The organism is Pseudanabaena minima str. Chao 2107, assembly GCF_051131155.1.
Classification (GTDB): Bacteria; Cyanobacteriota; Cyanobacteriia; order Pseudanabaenales; family Pseudanabaenaceae; genus Pseudanabaena; species Pseudanabaena minima.
This window is the reverse complement of the sequence record NZ_CP159508.1, coordinates 1,541,401-1,554,109: the sequence shown is the minus strand read 5'-3', so window position 1 is coordinate 1,554,109 and position 12,709 is coordinate 1,541,401. Positions and strand designations below refer to the sequence as shown.

Genomic DNA, 12,709 nt, shown 5'->3' with positions numbered 1-12,709 from the left:
CTACTTTTATGAAAAAACATGAGAAAAAAAGACTTAACTTTACGCAGCGATCATAGCTGGGAGTCAGAAGAAGGATACAAAATCTTTGTTGCTGATCGTGGAGCGGTGAGATTTGATTTTCCCAAGGATTGGATTGTCAAGTTTAAAGAAAAGTCCGTTAGCTTCCATGACTTTGAGCCAACCGACGATACTGGCGCATTAGAAATGTCCTTTAATCGCTTACCTCCTCACGATTGGAACACATTTCCCCTCAAAAAAGCTCTACAACAAATCCTTGATGATGACGATCGCGAAATTCTTGCTAAAGGTAAAATCACTAGCGCTAACCGAGATGGCATGAAGCTCGTATGGACAGATTTGCGCTACATTGATGCAACCGAAAAGCGGGAAGCTACCTCTCGCATTCTGATTGGTATTGGTGGCAATGTCCAAGTCCTCTTCACTTTTGACTATTGGACAGAGGGCGAAGAACAGATGCGCCAAGTCTGGGAAGTAGTATTGCGATCGCTACGGTTAGGCTTATTTATTCCTGACCCTACTAGAGGACAGGTGGTTAACCCAAATTTAAACTAGAACTACTAGAAAACAAATAGAGGCAACTCTGGGAATAAATCTAGATATAGTGATGATTTTTTACCGATTACTTGGCGGTCTAATAGTGTATTGTTAATTCACTTAAAATGATTGAAGAGTAAAGGCTTATATAGTCTAGGCTCAGGTTTTAGGCTCAGACAGCCTCACTTTAAAACTCTTTAAAACTATATTTGTGTGGATATTGAAAGTAATGGGAAAAGTAATAGCAACAGTAAATATGAAAGGTGGAGTCGGTAAAACCACCTTGACTGTCAATATTGCCACCTGCTTGGCGAAAATCCACCGCAAAAAGGTTTTAGTTGTCGATTTAGATACCCAAATCAGCGCTACGCTCAGCATGATTTCACCAGCCGAGTTTGCTAAATGCCGTAAAGAAAATCGCACATTGCGAAATTTAGTTAGTCAGGCGATCGCGCGTTATGGTGTTCAGATTAATGATCCAGAAGAAAAAGTCTACCAAATCAAAGATCTTGTAATTCCCCATGTCTGCAAAGTACAAGGCTTAGATCTCTTAGTTGGCGATATCGATCTATACGATGAGTTTCTCGTATCAGAAATGCTCTATAACAGATCGCTCCTATATGAAGAAAAGCAGACCTTTCAGCAAACTTGGAGTAAGTTCGAGCAAACCTTAATTAAAGGAATTCTTGCTCCTGCTCTGAAAAGTTATGATTTCATCATTCTAGATTGTGCCCCTGGATATAACTTAATTACGCGCAGTAGTATTGTGGCAAGTGATTTTTACCTAATGCCTGCAAGACCTGAGCCTCTGTCTGTAGTCGGGATTCAGCTATTGGAAAGACGTATTGAGCGACTACGTGAAGTCTATCGAGAAGACAATTCGGTTAATATCCAACTTTTAGGAATTGTCTTCAGCATGTCGGCTGGCTTTACCCTGAGCAGATATTACCAAAAAGTAATGGATCGCGTAGCGGCGGACTTTAGTACTGCCAAGATTTTTAAAACTAAAATTCCCAATGATGTAAATATTGCCAAAGCTGTAGATAATTTCATCCCCGCATCTCTATCTAATCCCAACTCAGGCGGCGCAAAAGCCTTTGCTGAAGTAACTGTCGAGCTTTTGAAAAAGCTAGAAGTCTCTCTAGGCAGGAAAGAACAAACTTCAAGGTTAAGTCTAGTTGATTTGGAATAGTTCTTTTTTAGCACATTAAAATGAACAATTATCAAATATATCGAACCTGATTTTGCATCTCTTCTGAAGTAACTTGATTGAGAATTACCATTAGTCTCCGTGCGATCTCCTGTGGTGAGCGACGAACAGCAAAATCAAAATACAAACAAATTAATAAGTTGCTCACAGATCTCTAACCAATGGGTCAATTAATTCGTTAGGGATACGGTTTCGCTCAATATATCGATTGATTTCATCTCTATTATCGCTATAGTAAGTCAAAGCTCCAAATACCTGACCTAGAGTAAGGTGAGGCATTCCCTTAGGGATTTCTTCTGGTGCAATTCCTAAACGCCAAGTCTCGACAATTGCTCTAACGGGTGTACGAGCACCTCGAATAATTGGTTCTCCGTGAAGAATCTCATCATCTCGGACAACATAAAGATATTCTGTTGCTTGAACCATGACTATCTCCAGTTACATACATTTTTCATTGTATCATCCATATTAATTCGTCTTAGCTTGTAATAAAATGACAACTGAAAACAAGTCAACACATATCATTGAGCTTTGTAAGGAACTGCTTGATGATATTGAGTTAACTTGAAGGTTCTCAAATATGAAAAATCTGCTTTTTAATCTAGGCTTAGCAACGCTCTCTACCCATGAATTAGATGCTGTTACTCAGTCAGAGTGGCATCTTCTCTATATTTTGAACAACCTCCCAGAACAAATTGCAGCAAATACTTTTGTAGTTGCCCATGTTCCATTATTTACGATTATTTTTTGGTTGGGATTTAATGAAAATCTGAAAGTTAGGAAATGGACAAGAATTATCTTTAGCTTATTTTTGATTATTCATGCAGGATTACATAAAGCTCTCGAAAATCATCCCCTATATACTTTTAACTCACTAATTTCAAAATGCTTAATTTTCGGGGCAGGATTATTTGGGTTGCTGTACTTAATAGCTCTAATTTGGGAAACTTACTCTACAAAGACTGAAACTCAAAACTTCATGAATTAACTCCATAAATTAAAAAACTACATCAGAATGTGAAATACCGTGACGATAACGCTTTCTGTAAGAGACTTTATTAAGCGCAAAAAGTATAAGGTGAAAACCGATGAGGTATTTTTTGTATCAGGGCTATTATGGCTAGATGAAAAGGAAGCGAGACTTTATGATTGGCAAGATGACCAATCTATACCTATTGCTGATGATGAAGCCTATGGAAAAATGCGATCGCATTTTTCTGGTGATTATCTGGGAGATGCATTATTACAAACTTGGGTACGCGATCGAGATGATTGGTTAGAAATTTATCATGTGTATTGGGTTGCTTATAGAGATAAAGAACAATTCCAATGGAGTGATGAGATTTCTGTGCGACCTGTGCCACCACAATATGACTATATTCGCTGATTCCTGTTATCTTGTTGAGCTATGATGCTAAAACTATGCACAATCATTTCCCAAAATTAGAAAGCGATCGCTCTTCTCTCCAACCCACTAAACCTTGTCACCATTGTGAAGGCAAGGGCTATATATCAATCCGAGATTGCTCTGGTGAAGTTCAACGCGAAGAAAATTGTTCATTTTGCTATGGCTCTGGCAAAATCGAAATAAAGATTTGACCTTAGATATTTTGACTTTAAATATAAAGTTCACTTGCAACCTTCTTGTCGTAACTCTGTCAATATCTGTGAGAATACAGTAAACCTTGGGTTAAGATATTTTAATGAAAATTTCTGTGTTGATTTCTGTTGTGGCGATCGCGCTAGTTAGCTGCAAATCTCAACCAACTTCAGCACCTTCAGCTATTGCTACGCCTCAGCCTAAAGTAATTCAAGAGAAGGCGATCGCGAAAGTATCATTGGTTGAAGAAAAGCCAGTGTCAGTAATATCAAAGAAAGATAACAAAGAAACTGATGCGAATCTTGGAATGGGTCTACATGTAGCTGATAAAGTGCGGACACAAGGAAAAGGAAGAACTCAAATCGAATTCGATAATGGGGTAGGATTGCGGATTGGTGGTAACTCAACTGTACAGATTAAACCAAACAATCGACTTAATCTTACCGAGGGCGAGATGCTCACTTGGGTAAAACCAGGTTTAAAAGTTCCAACTGAAATATCTACAGCCTATGCCACAGCTACAATTCGAGGGACAACAGCCTATGTCGAAATTCCTAAAGACCTCAACAAAGGTATTAGGTTTTTCTCTTGGGAAGGCACGGTGGTAGTCAAGCTAGCCAATCAGTCGAAAGAAATTATTTTGTTAACTGGTGAAGAAGTAATCGTTACGCCTAACTCCACAACTCTGCCTGTTGTCAGACGAATGGATCTCAATGAGTGGAAAGAAATCTCTAAAACAAGTCCGTTGTTGAGAAGCTTTGCTTCTCCCTTACCCACCCAAAAGATTATTGATAACCTTGTTCCGGGACAGGCTAGCCTTGATCAAAGTCCTCCAGCCAAACAACCTAAAGTTGAAGATATCCAAGAAAGTCAAGGTAATCAAGAGACCCAAAGAATTCAAGATAATCTGGACAGCCCCAAAGATGCAGATGTTAAAAGGGATGATAACGACAGAGATGATGACAATAGGGATGATGATGACAGGGATGATGATGACAAATAAATTGATCCTTCTGCACGAACATTGGTAATTGTTGTAAGCAAATCTGTTAATCACTGAGAGCCCATAGACTCGTTCCATAACGAAAGGATTGAGTCTATGGGTTTGGTATTTATCTCAAACCCATAGCAAGCTTACTAAATATATAAGCTTGCGTAAATAACCAACGATTCGCCGAAAAGCCTTGCTCAGTAAGACTTTTAGTATTTTGTTCAAAAATCAAAAAAAGCACAGATACTCATCTGTGCTTTTTTGATTTGGCGATCGCTAAACAGTTAAGGAGTGTAATCGCGCTTAATTACTTGCTCAATCAGCGATTGAATTTGTTTAAGGCTCAACTGGAAAGTTTCCAGACGTGCATCAACAATCTGTCTAACGCCTTCTGTCGTCACTGAATTACGATTTAATTTTTGCTCTAAAGCTTCGTTATTAGCCAAGGTGACAGCGTGGATCGCGCTTAATTTTTCGCTTTGGGCGGCTTGAGAGCAAGCTAGATTGTCCATACGTGTGTCTAGATCATCCACTTTGGCTTCCACCCGCAAAAATTTATCATCTAGCCGATCGCGTTCGGCGCTTGCGAGAAATTTTCTACAAACTCTAAGAATTTTGTCCAGCATAGTACTCACAAACTTAATTCACTAGGAAGATTTAATTTAGCGATCGCCATGTCAATCTACTGAGAAAGGGATTAATTGCATAATTATTCTAAAGAACTCGCTAAAGTAAATATTGCTTCAGTATCTAAATTTAATTCTGTAGCCAGAGCCTCAACTAATGGGTAGTTCTCTTTAATATCTGTCGCAAATCCCATTCGATTTGTTCGGCTGCTTCAGGTGTATTACCCTCTGCTAACCAAGCTTCATATAATTGCCAATCACCATTAAGTCCTTTTGGGATAATTGCACCATCTTCAAGTCTTATGATGGAGTTTGGTTGATTTTGTATTAGTTTATATGTAAATTCCATTGTTTTTATTTGTATTGTTTAAAGTTAAGGTATATAAGCAGAAGCTATGAAGGGGCTTCCATTATTCCAAGATCCTGGTACAGAATATTGTGCACAAGACATAACATTTTTTGAAACAACTACTCCTAAAACACCAGTTATTGTAGGCGCACTTCGCATTTGCACAGGGAAATGCACTGCAACACTAATAAAGTCATTGCCTCCCGCCGGTCCAGGGTTATAAGATGCTCCAGTGTCACCAGCAAAGAAATATCTTTGACACCTTGCCAATTCACTTGCAAAATCAGAACTTACATAAGGTGTTGCAACACTACCTTCTTCTAGCTTTACATTAGCTAAAACAAAAGTACCACTAGTTTGAGCACCTAAAACAAATAGTATTTCCAGCCCTTTATTAACATCTTGTGGACAAGTAAAAGTAAGAGAATATCTAGTTAAAGTTGAATTAATTGCAACATTAGTAGAGTTTATTAAAGTCTTTGTAGGTGTTGCAATTGTGCCAAATGTATTAGCAGTTGTTGTGGGTCTATTAGCTACTACAGTTAAAGATGTAAGTAAAGAATTACTACATTCAAATGACAATGTAACAGTTTTATTTGCTAATGATGTTGTATTTATAGCTTCTAATCTTTGACCAATACCAACTGATGTAATAGATGCTGCACCAGTTAATTGAAGTCTATTAGCAGTAGTATTAGAACCAGCTACTTGAGCTAAAGTTGGATTACCACCAACTGAATAACAAAACCAACTATCAACAACTGGATAACCTAAAGATGCGGTTGGTGTTGCTGTTCCAGCAGTAATTGTTGCAGAAGTTGCTGCTTGTGCAACTTGAAATGCACTATTAATTAAATAGTTTGGATTTATAGCGCTTGGCGGGACGTTCGTTATCTCAATCAAATGATTCAATTTTGATCGAATAGATAAGCCAGTATCACCATTTTGAATTAGCTCAATCACGCCACACCTCTAAATCATCCCAAGAACCGTCATCAGTCCAAAAAGCTCCGAAAGCATTGTCAGCCCATCGCCATAGCTCAACAAACAACCCTTTGTGATAAGCGACTGGTTGAAACCGTAGGTAATACTTACCAAGGGCGTTATCCATAGCGATCGCCATCTGTTCGTTAAAGCCGACAAACTGAGACTCTCCTCTAACTCCTCCTGTAAATTGTTGCCAAAGGTCGCCACTTTTGCGCCATTTATTAGGAACAAGGTGACGAACTTTGATCGCAACGTGAGAGGAATCTAAGAGAAAAGGCAAGAGGATTGCATCAATGCGATTAGCACCAACATTAAAACTAGTTACGCTAATCCAAGCCATCCTCTAGATCCTCATCATCAATTTCGTCATACTCTCCGCCAAGGGCATACTCGATCGCCGCCTCAAAAGGAACAGTTTCGAGTAAACCCGATCCTGCACGCTGAACCACACATTGAGAGCCGTCAAAATCTAGAGGCAAGGAACTATTAAGAATCTCGTAAAAGCCCTCATCACAAGGAATCATAATAAGGCGGCGTTCGATCATACGATTGTCGCCCAGTCCCCAGCCGTGACAAGCCCTGCATATCGCCTGAAGGTATCAGGGATAGAGCCATCCTTAGAAGGGTCAAAGAAAGTAGTTGAAGAAACCGAGGAGGCAGTTGCACCCCTTCCGCTGGTAGTAATAGATTGAACTTGAGGAGGCTTAGGAAAACTCGCACCAAATACTAAGTCTTGTTCTTGCCCAGTCGCTTCAATAATTCCCAATGCAGCAAAATTAGTTCCTAACTTTGCCTTTTGCGATTTTTTCATACCCCAAGCATATTTAATCCCGTTGATCGTCACGTAGACAGGGATTTGGAAGGTAGATTTTGATTTTCTACCATTTGATTTTGCTTTGACGATATTCCACCCTGCCGCGATCGCCGCAGTAACCGCAGAGGGAGCAATAAAGCTGGAGTTAGTACCAGTAGCAAAAGTTTTGCTGGCTCTCTTGGGCTTTGGATGATTGGCTTTGAAAATCAAGCCAGTCACTGGCGTAGTAGCATCGAGAGTTTGATGCCCTAGCACAGTCCCCTTAGAGGCTTCGAGAGTTGTGCGGAAACCATACTTATGATCCGCGTAAGGGGCATCAAGCCCCACATAAACTAAACGGCTTGTCATGTTGTTAATTACCTAAAAATAAAGGTTTGCTAGAAAGGCTAACTAGAAAAAGCTCTAGAAAAAAAGCTCTAGGCAGTTACAGCCGTTGTTGCAGCTTTATTTAGAGGTGCTTGGCTGCTAAATGAGTAGGTCGAGCTTACAAAGAAATTGCCCGAAGCCACGTCCACAAAAGGAATACCAGAAACAGGTTGAGGATAGCTAGCGAGCTTTGTGGTGTTTGCATTATTCGCGTTATAGGCTTCCTGAGCAGCCGAAGCAACATCGAGCAAATTTGTTAAAAATTCCGCTACTTTTTGATCAGAGAGAGAGATTGAAGACTCACCCATCAAGAGATTTAAGTCGATCGTCAATTCAGATCCAGAAACAGAAAAAGCTGTTTCTTCAAGAGCATCATTCAAGTCACCAAAGGTTAAGTCAGGCATAAGATTTACACTATATGTAGTCACTGCATAACGAGTCTAGCGAATTTGAGCAAAAAAGCAACACTACATACAGGGCTGTGAAACCCTAGAAAATGCTAGAATGAAGCATCGGAGTTTGAATAAAACCCATTGGGTCTTATCTAAGTACGAAAACAATTACAGCCTTCTAGAAGTCTTTTGTGAATAATTGTAAAGATGGTTTTACGAGCCTATCCACTGCTAGGGACTACAAGCAAACGAGCGATTTCCCGAAAAACGACAAGGTTTGGTAGAGCGTACTACTACAGCCCAAGAGGTGACCTTTTAGAGAGAGTAGGAAAAACACTTGGATTGAGTAAGAGTGCTGCTTACAGCCTGCTAATGGAAGAAAGAGAATATTTACTAAGCCAACAAAAATGACTGAACTGCAACAGACTTACAGCCGAACACAGCAAATATTGACCCCTTTTGGTGCTGATGACGCTTCCATGAGAATCATTTACCAACCGTCAGCAATTTCGCCATATGACAGGGTGCAAACTTTGCGCTTTTACGGGTTTATTACCTCCTTACGAATGAAGGTGGATATACGCAGCATCAAAGAAGCAGATATACCAAACCTAGAGGCAGATGCTTCTAGGCTTGAACGGCTTACAGCTATGCGGAATATGGAATGGAAATCACCCCGCAAACAAATAACTTTTTATCTGAGGACTGCAACCTGTCCTTGGCAAGCGATTTTTGATGTTTCTTTGCTAAATCGCTTGCCTTACTACTCAGTGAATCTGTTGCCATATTTGACAGACAACATTAGTTTTGACACTTCAAACGATTGTCTGATAGGAGCGCAAATTACTGATGCTGGTTACGGGTTATTAGAGGGAGAAGATCGGGTTACTTTGTATGGTTCAGTGCGCGAAGAAATCACCACACTTCCCACAGACAGCAAAGAAATTAGCTTTGCAACGCCTCACAGTTGGACTATTAACGATGAATCACGATTAATTCTGCCTGCTAATCCCAATCGTCAACAGGTGACTTTAGTTAACACAAGCCTGACTGATGAGGCATATATCAATTATGGCGGTATGGCTGAACTAGGCAAAGGAATCACCCTTATGCGTGGAGGTGGTAGCTATGAAATTAACCTTGGTTCAAATTTGTATCGGGGTGCAATTTCGGCAATTTCGGCAACATCTCTAACCTTAACTGGTATAGAGGCTGTCTAATGTTTGACTTAGATTCTTGGTTTATGCCTGAAAATCGTGGAAATCGCCAAAAGCAAATAGAGGCGATCGCCTTGCCTTATAAATGCGGCAAGGTTGAAGCCGAAATTATAGCTACTAGGTTTCTCAACCATGAGAAGCCTAGTAGTTACATGATTTTGCAACCCAATGGGGTGAGGGTGCTATGAGAGGAGCGGCTAGAGTTGGGGGGAGAGCTTGGAGAGTTCCCCAAGAAGTTGAAGAAAGGACAAACCCTTTTGATTTTGACCCTTTTGAGATGATCCCGTCTATTGGTGATTTGCCAGTAGCTCCAGCACTGGAACCCATCAATGATGAATGGTCAATTTCAAATTTTAATGAACCCGTTGACGCGAAAGACTGCGCCAAGTATCCAGCGTCTCCCTACTGTGAGAATGAATGGATCGATCCGTTTGGATCGCCGTTTGGGGTTGAGCCTGAACTTAGAAGTAATGGTTGCGAGACTTGCTTTTATGTTTATCCGATCATCATGTGGATGAAATTACAGCCAACAATTGTTTGTCGGCGCGATCCGAATTGTGGCGTAGAGGCTAAGCCCTCGCTCAATAAAGATCCAATTACCAAGAATAAGCCCAAGCCATACGATGAAAACCCACCGATCACCCCTTTTAGATCGCCTGAGTGTGCCTTCAGAGAAGGCATCATAAATCGTTATTACAACTGGCTAAACAATGAAGTGGGAAGGCTTTTGAGCGAAGAACCATCAGGAAATCAATCTGAATACAGAAATTTGAGTGTAAGCTACCTTGGCGCGATTCGCATGACAGCAGGGGTAGGGGAAATCGTCAACGATAACTCATTGGAATTTGATTTAGGCTATCCGTTTGAAATCCCAAATTCTCCCAATTACGTTTATCACTATGTTGGTGATTTGCATGAACGGATTTACATGATGAAATCCTTTGAGGTAAAGGCTGAAAGAGGCAATGTGGAATGGATACCGCAAAGCCGTGTTTATTATTTTGTCAGATGGAAACCAATCCCATGTCCAGATCGCCCCCGCCCGAAAAAAGTCACACCACCCCCACCCAGACCCTTACCCACAGGAAGAGGTAAAAAAATGAGTTGCTGTAACGAATGCGCCGATGCTAAGGACAATACGGACAAACTGCTTAAAGAAATCAAAGAGATTAAAAAAGTCTTAGGGAGTGGCAAACTTGATAAAGCTCTTAATGCGGCTGTGGGTATTGGTGATGAAAGCAATATCACTACAATCGCAAATCTATTAGCTAAACGACTGGGGACAAACAGTTATCCCATTGAAGTACCCGAAAGCCTTTTGCAAGGAACAGGCGACAAGGTAAAAAAACTAGAATCAAACGCCGAATTTCTGCACTGGCTAACCTATCAGTTTGATGGGTTGGTTGGACAATTCCCAATCGATGTAGAGGTGAAAGACATCGATCCTTTGAAAGAAGGCGATCAAAATAAAACTATTCAATTGCCCAACCTTGCCGAAGCGATCGCCGAAATTTACGGACTGGTAATTAAAAGCTCTGTTAATCAAGAAGTAGAGCTAAATATGCTTTTGAGGCTTGCGGCTGAAGCGATCGCCACTAAAAACGCGGCTGTGGTAACTCAGGATTATGCAAGGGCAAATGCTCTATTTTTAGGGTACAAGGCAAATTTCAAACCCAGAGAATTGCAATACAACTTTGACTTTACAAATGCAAATTTAGACCCTCGATCTAAAGAGCCAATTGTCTTAGAGAAATTGCTGAGAACCGTTAAGGGATACGTGCAGGGCTGGCAATTAGAAGACAAAGAAACTGTCGTTGGATTCCTTCAAAAATTGATGTTTTCGGCGGGAATTATCAAAGCTGTATTTTTCCGAGGCAAAGGACAACAGAAAGAGTTGCAACGGGAAATAAACTCAATGGCAAATGATGAAAAGGCTCAAGAGGCAAAGTTTGAAGCATTTATTAAAGAGATAAATGATCCGAATTCGCGATTTAACAAAGACAGTGTAGACAAGCCAGAAATCAAAGACGAAACACCACCAGATAGCAAGGGGGCAAGATGAGCGCACTTAAAATTGTTAAACAAACCCTGACTAGCCGCCAAATTCGGGCAAAGCTTAACCCAAACAAAGGTAAGCGATCGCTAGACCTCAAGCACGCAATCACTAGACCTGATGAAAAGAATGTACTGGACAGAATTGGGGATTTTTTCAACAATTCGGGACTGACAGGCTTTTTATCTGGGACATTGAATATGCTTGGATGGGCTGGGGGTGGACTGGTTACAGGTATTTTTAGCTGGCTACGCGACCGCACCGAACAAATCAAGGCTTTTAATTGGAATGCATCAGATAAAGAGCTAGAGGGCTTGATGGAAAGCCAAAATGTAAGAATCGCCTCAGCTTGGGGTTCAGCATTAGGTAGTTCTTTTGGCTGGCTAGCAGGGGTAGGGATTGGCTACGGGATTAGCTTCCTTTGTCCTGTGATTGGCGGCGCAGCGCTAGCAAAAACCGTAGCTACTAATGTGGGCAGAGAAGCGATCGGCGAAGTAACTAGAGGCATTAGCGGCGCGATATCTCAAACTGTTGGGGCTTTAGCTAACAACACTTTGATTTCTGGCTATATCAATTACAGGAAATTGCTGAAATCATTGCCCAATAACGTACTTACCAGCATTTATGGAGCAAATACCGCAGGATTTATCAAAAGTCACTGGGGAAACGAGGGACAGCCTGTTGTCTCGTTTAATTCCAAGATGGAAGAGTTTGTTGAGTCCATCAAAGACAACAAACTGAGAGCATTTACTGAGGCTTTCTTAGAGGAATCATGGGACTCCTTTGCAGAGGCGGGAATGATCGTTGCTTACGAAATTGATGCGGCGTACGCCCAAGCCAAACGAGCGCAGGAAACTACCAAAGGGAAAAAGCGAGTGGTACGGCTTCAGCCCGATAAGGAGAAGAAGGAGACCTTGATATTGAGCGCTGGTGAGACAGATTTGCAAGAATCTGTACTCGAAACCCTCAACAATTACCGAATAATTTCTAATCGCGACGTTGGACAAATCGTCGGAATGCCCGCCGAGGATTATTTATCAGCTAAACCCTTGCGTAGACAGCTAACAATTGTTTTTAAGGAAAAAAAAGACCCACCTTGGAGAATGCCAGATGGTAAGCCAGCAAAACAGCGAACGGTGACGATCCCTGATGCAGATTTGGGGCTGACTTGGAACAAAATCAAGCTAGCGGCTAAGCCCTATACTTGGGGGAAATTTCGAGCCACTGCACATCTAGATAATGGAAGACAAATGGCGGTTTATGGTGCATCCAAAAGCGAGGCTGAAAAAACGCTCCGCCGCCTCGCTGAGCTTTCAACAGCGAAAATCTTGAATCTAAATGTTACGGAGGAAGTAGAAAAGAAGAATCAGAATCTTAAAAAGAAACCTATGCAGGTATACCCCGCACACGCGCATTTACTAGTCCGCCGCCCCACAACGGGAGAAGGGCGAAATCTAGCTGATGGTTCTAAGGTAGAAGAGGATAGCATCAGGCTAGATCTTTACCCAAATCAGGCTCCACAAGGAATCCCCCCGCTTAAATAAAAAAA

Annotated in this window: 19 protein-coding genes; 10 read left to right on the top strand and 9 right to left on the bottom strand. The window is 41.1% G+C overall.

The features are described from left to right. Positions 1 to 18: 18 nt before the first annotated feature. Positions 19 to 573 carry a hypothetical protein gene (locus ABM313_RS06875; protein WP_434686923.1) on the top strand — a complete coding sequence of 185 codons (555 nt, stop codon included), beginning with the start codon at positions 19 to 21 and terminating at the stop codon, positions 571 to 573. 211 nt (positions 574 to 784) lie between these two features. Continuing rightward, positions 785 to 1,747, top strand: a complete 963-nt coding sequence (locus tag ABM313_RS06870; RefSeq protein WP_190575305.1) for a ParA family protein — start codon at positions 785 to 787, stop codon at positions 1,745 to 1,747. 31 nt (positions 1,748 to 1,778) lie between these two features. Here ABM313_RS06870 and ABM313_RS06865 read toward each other — a convergent pair whose 3' ends face one another. Together ABM313_RS06865 and ABM313_RS06860 are read right to left on the bottom strand one after the other, a co-directional pair. After that, a complete protein-coding gene (locus ABM313_RS06865; RefSeq protein WP_434686922.1) occupies positions 1,779 to 1,913 on the bottom strand; it encodes a hypothetical protein in 135 nt (44 codons plus the stop codon). Then, on the bottom strand, positions 1,910 to 2,191 hold the full coding sequence (locus tag ABM313_RS06860; protein WP_434686921.1) for a DUF433 domain-containing protein: 282 nt from the start codon (positions 2,189 to 2,191) through the stop codon (positions 1,910 to 1,912). Before ABM313_RS06860 ends, ABM313_RS06865 begins: the two co-directional genes overlap by 4 nt. Positions 2,192 to 2,345: 154 nt before the next feature. On the opposite strand from ABM313_RS06860, the gene ABM313_RS06855 reads away from it, so the two are divergent. From ABM313_RS06855 to ABM313_RS06840, 4 genes are all read left to right on the top strand, one after another. Further along, positions 2,346 to 2,753 (top strand): DUF6713 family protein, encoded by a 408-nt coding sequence (locus ABM313_RS06855; protein ID WP_434686920.1) that lies wholly within the window; start codon positions 2,346 to 2,348, stop codon positions 2,751 to 2,753. 90 nt (positions 2,754 to 2,843) lie between these two features. Then, positions 2,844 to 3,152 carry a hypothetical protein gene (locus tag ABM313_RS06850; RefSeq protein WP_434686919.1) on the top strand — a complete coding sequence of 103 codons (309 nt, stop codon included), beginning with the start codon at positions 2,844 to 2,846 and terminating at the stop codon, positions 3,150 to 3,152. A 35-nt stretch (positions 3,153 to 3,187) separates the two neighbouring features. After that, positions 3,188 to 3,364 (top strand): hypothetical protein, encoded by a 177-nt coding sequence (locus tag ABM313_RS06845; protein WP_434688603.1) that lies wholly within the window; start codon positions 3,188 to 3,190, stop codon positions 3,362 to 3,364. A gap of 104 nt (positions 3,365 to 3,468) precedes the next feature. Further along, positions 3,469 to 4,368, top strand: coding sequence for a FecR domain-containing protein (locus tag ABM313_RS06840; protein WP_434686918.1), 900 nt, complete (start codon positions 3,469 to 3,471; stop codon positions 4,366 to 4,368). A gap of 272 nt (positions 4,369 to 4,640) precedes the next feature. On the opposite strand, the gene ABM313_RS06835 is transcribed toward ABM313_RS06840, so the two are convergent. From ABM313_RS06835 to ABM313_RS06805, 7 genes are all read right to left on the bottom strand, one after another. Continuing rightward, positions 4,641 to 4,982 carry a hypothetical protein gene (locus tag ABM313_RS06835; protein WP_434686917.1) on the bottom strand — a complete coding sequence of 114 codons (342 nt, stop codon included), beginning with the start codon at positions 4,980 to 4,982 and terminating at the stop codon, positions 4,641 to 4,643. A gap of 154 nt (positions 4,983 to 5,136) precedes the next feature. Further along, positions 5,137 to 5,331: a hypothetical protein gene (locus ABM313_RS06830; RefSeq protein WP_434686916.1), complete on the bottom strand. Its 195-nt coding sequence runs from the start codon at positions 5,329 to 5,331 to the stop codon at positions 5,137 to 5,139. Positions 5,332 to 5,355: 24 nt separating this feature from the next. Beyond that, positions 5,356 to 6,294, bottom strand: a complete 939-nt coding sequence (locus tag ABM313_RS06825; protein WP_434686915.1) for a hypothetical protein — start codon at positions 6,292 to 6,294, stop codon at positions 5,356 to 5,358. After that, on the bottom strand, positions 6,287 to 6,658 hold the full coding sequence (locus ABM313_RS06820) for a hypothetical protein (RefSeq protein WP_434686914.1): 372 nt from the start codon (positions 6,656 to 6,658) through the stop codon (positions 6,287 to 6,289). Before ABM313_RS06820 ends, ABM313_RS06825 begins: the two co-directional genes overlap by 8 nt. Then, positions 6,645 to 6,863, bottom strand: coding sequence for a hypothetical protein (locus ABM313_RS06815; protein ID WP_434686913.1), 219 nt, complete (start codon positions 6,861 to 6,863; stop codon positions 6,645 to 6,647). Before ABM313_RS06815 ends, ABM313_RS06820 begins: the two co-directional genes overlap by 14 nt. Further along, on the bottom strand, positions 6,860 to 7,480 hold the full coding sequence (locus ABM313_RS06810) for a hypothetical protein (RefSeq protein ID WP_434686912.1): 621 nt from the start codon (positions 7,478 to 7,480) through the stop codon (positions 6,860 to 6,862). Before ABM313_RS06810 ends, ABM313_RS06815 begins: the two co-directional genes overlap by 4 nt. A 68-nt stretch (positions 7,481 to 7,548) precedes the next feature. Next, positions 7,549 to 7,902 carry a hypothetical protein gene (locus tag ABM313_RS06805; RefSeq protein WP_434686911.1) on the bottom strand — a complete coding sequence of 118 codons (354 nt, stop codon included), beginning with the start codon at positions 7,900 to 7,902 and terminating at the stop codon, positions 7,549 to 7,551. Positions 7,903 to 8,297: 395 nt separating this feature from the next. Here ABM313_RS06805 and ABM313_RS06800 point away from each other — a divergent pair, with 395 nt between their 5' ends. From ABM313_RS06800 to ABM313_RS06785, 4 genes are read left to right on the top strand one after another with little or no spacing between them, the layout of a single operon-like run. Next, entirely contained in the window at positions 8,298 to 9,110 is an 813-nt protein-coding gene (locus ABM313_RS06800; RefSeq protein WP_434686910.1) for a hypothetical protein, read from the top strand. Then, positions 9,110 to 9,295 (top strand): hypothetical protein, encoded by a 186-nt coding sequence (locus tag ABM313_RS06795; RefSeq protein ID WP_434686909.1) that lies wholly within the window; start codon positions 9,110 to 9,112, stop codon positions 9,293 to 9,295. The genes ABM313_RS06800 and ABM313_RS06795 overlap by 1 nt, the downstream gene beginning before the upstream one ends. Next, a complete protein-coding gene (locus ABM313_RS06790) occupies positions 9,292 to 11,169 on the top strand; it encodes a hypothetical protein (protein ID WP_434686908.1) in 1,878 nt (625 codons plus the stop codon). The genes ABM313_RS06795 and ABM313_RS06790 overlap by 4 nt, the downstream gene beginning before the upstream one ends. Beyond that, positions 11,166 to 12,704 carry a hypothetical protein gene (locus tag ABM313_RS06785; RefSeq protein WP_434686907.1) on the top strand — a complete coding sequence of 513 codons (1,539 nt, stop codon included), beginning with the start codon at positions 11,166 to 11,168 and terminating at the stop codon, positions 12,702 to 12,704. Before ABM313_RS06790 ends, ABM313_RS06785 begins: the two co-directional genes overlap by 4 nt. Positions 12,705 to 12,709: the final 5 nt, after the last annotated feature.

Coding starts and splice junctions, on each gene's coding strand:
- ABM313_RS06875 (WP_434686923.1), top strand. CDS start 19: ATGAGAAAAAAAGACTTAACTTTACGCAGCGATCATAGCTGGGAGTCA.
- ABM313_RS06870 (WP_190575305.1), top strand. CDS start 785: ATGGGAAAAGTAATAGCAACAGTAAATATGAAAGGTGGAGTCGGTAAA.
- ABM313_RS06860 (WP_434686921.1), bottom strand. CDS start 2,191: ATGGTTCAAGCAACAGAATATCTTTATGTTGTCCGAGATGATGAGATT.
- ABM313_RS06855 (WP_434686920.1), top strand. CDS start 2,346: ATGAAAAATCTGCTTTTTAATCTAGGCTTAGCAACGCTCTCTACCCAT.
- ABM313_RS06845 (WP_434688603.1), top strand. CDS start 3,188: ATGCACAATCATTTCCCAAAATTAGAAAGCGATCGCTCTTCTCTCCAA.
- ABM313_RS06840 (WP_434686918.1), top strand. CDS start 3,469: ATGAAAATTTCTGTGTTGATTTCTGTTGTGGCGATCGCGCTAGTTAGC.
- ABM313_RS06835 (WP_434686917.1), bottom strand. CDS start 4,982: ATGCTGGACAAAATTCTTAGAGTTTGTAGAAAATTTCTCGCAAGCGCC.
- ABM313_RS06830 (WP_434686916.1), bottom strand. CDS start 5,331: ATGGAATTTACATATAAACTAATACAAAATCAACCAAACTCCATCATA.
- ABM313_RS06820 (WP_434686914.1), bottom strand. CDS start 6,658: ATGGCTTGGATTAGCGTAACTAGTTTTAATGTTGGTGCTAATCGCATT.
- ABM313_RS06815 (WP_434686913.1), bottom strand. CDS start 6,863: ATGATCGAACGCCGCCTTATTATGATTCCTTGTGATGAGGGCTTTTAC.
- ABM313_RS06810 (WP_434686912.1), bottom strand. CDS start 7,480: ATGACAAGCCGTTTAGTTTATGTGGGGCTTGATGCCCCTTACGCGGAT.
- ABM313_RS06805 (WP_434686911.1), bottom strand. CDS start 7,902: ATGCCTGACTTAACCTTTGGTGACTTGAATGATGCTCTTGAAGAAACA.
- ABM313_RS06800 (WP_434686910.1), top strand. CDS start 8,298: ATGACTGAACTGCAACAGACTTACAGCCGAACACAGCAAATATTGACC.
- ABM313_RS06795 (WP_434686909.1), top strand. CDS start 9,110: ATGTTTGACTTAGATTCTTGGTTTATGCCTGAAAATCGTGGAAATCGC.
- ABM313_RS06790 (WP_434686908.1), top strand. CDS start 9,292: ATGAGAGGAGCGGCTAGAGTTGGGGGGAGAGCTTGGAGAGTTCCCCAA.
- ABM313_RS06785 (WP_434686907.1), top strand. CDS start 11,166: ATGAGCGCACTTAAAATTGTTAAACAAACCCTGACTAGCCGCCAAATT.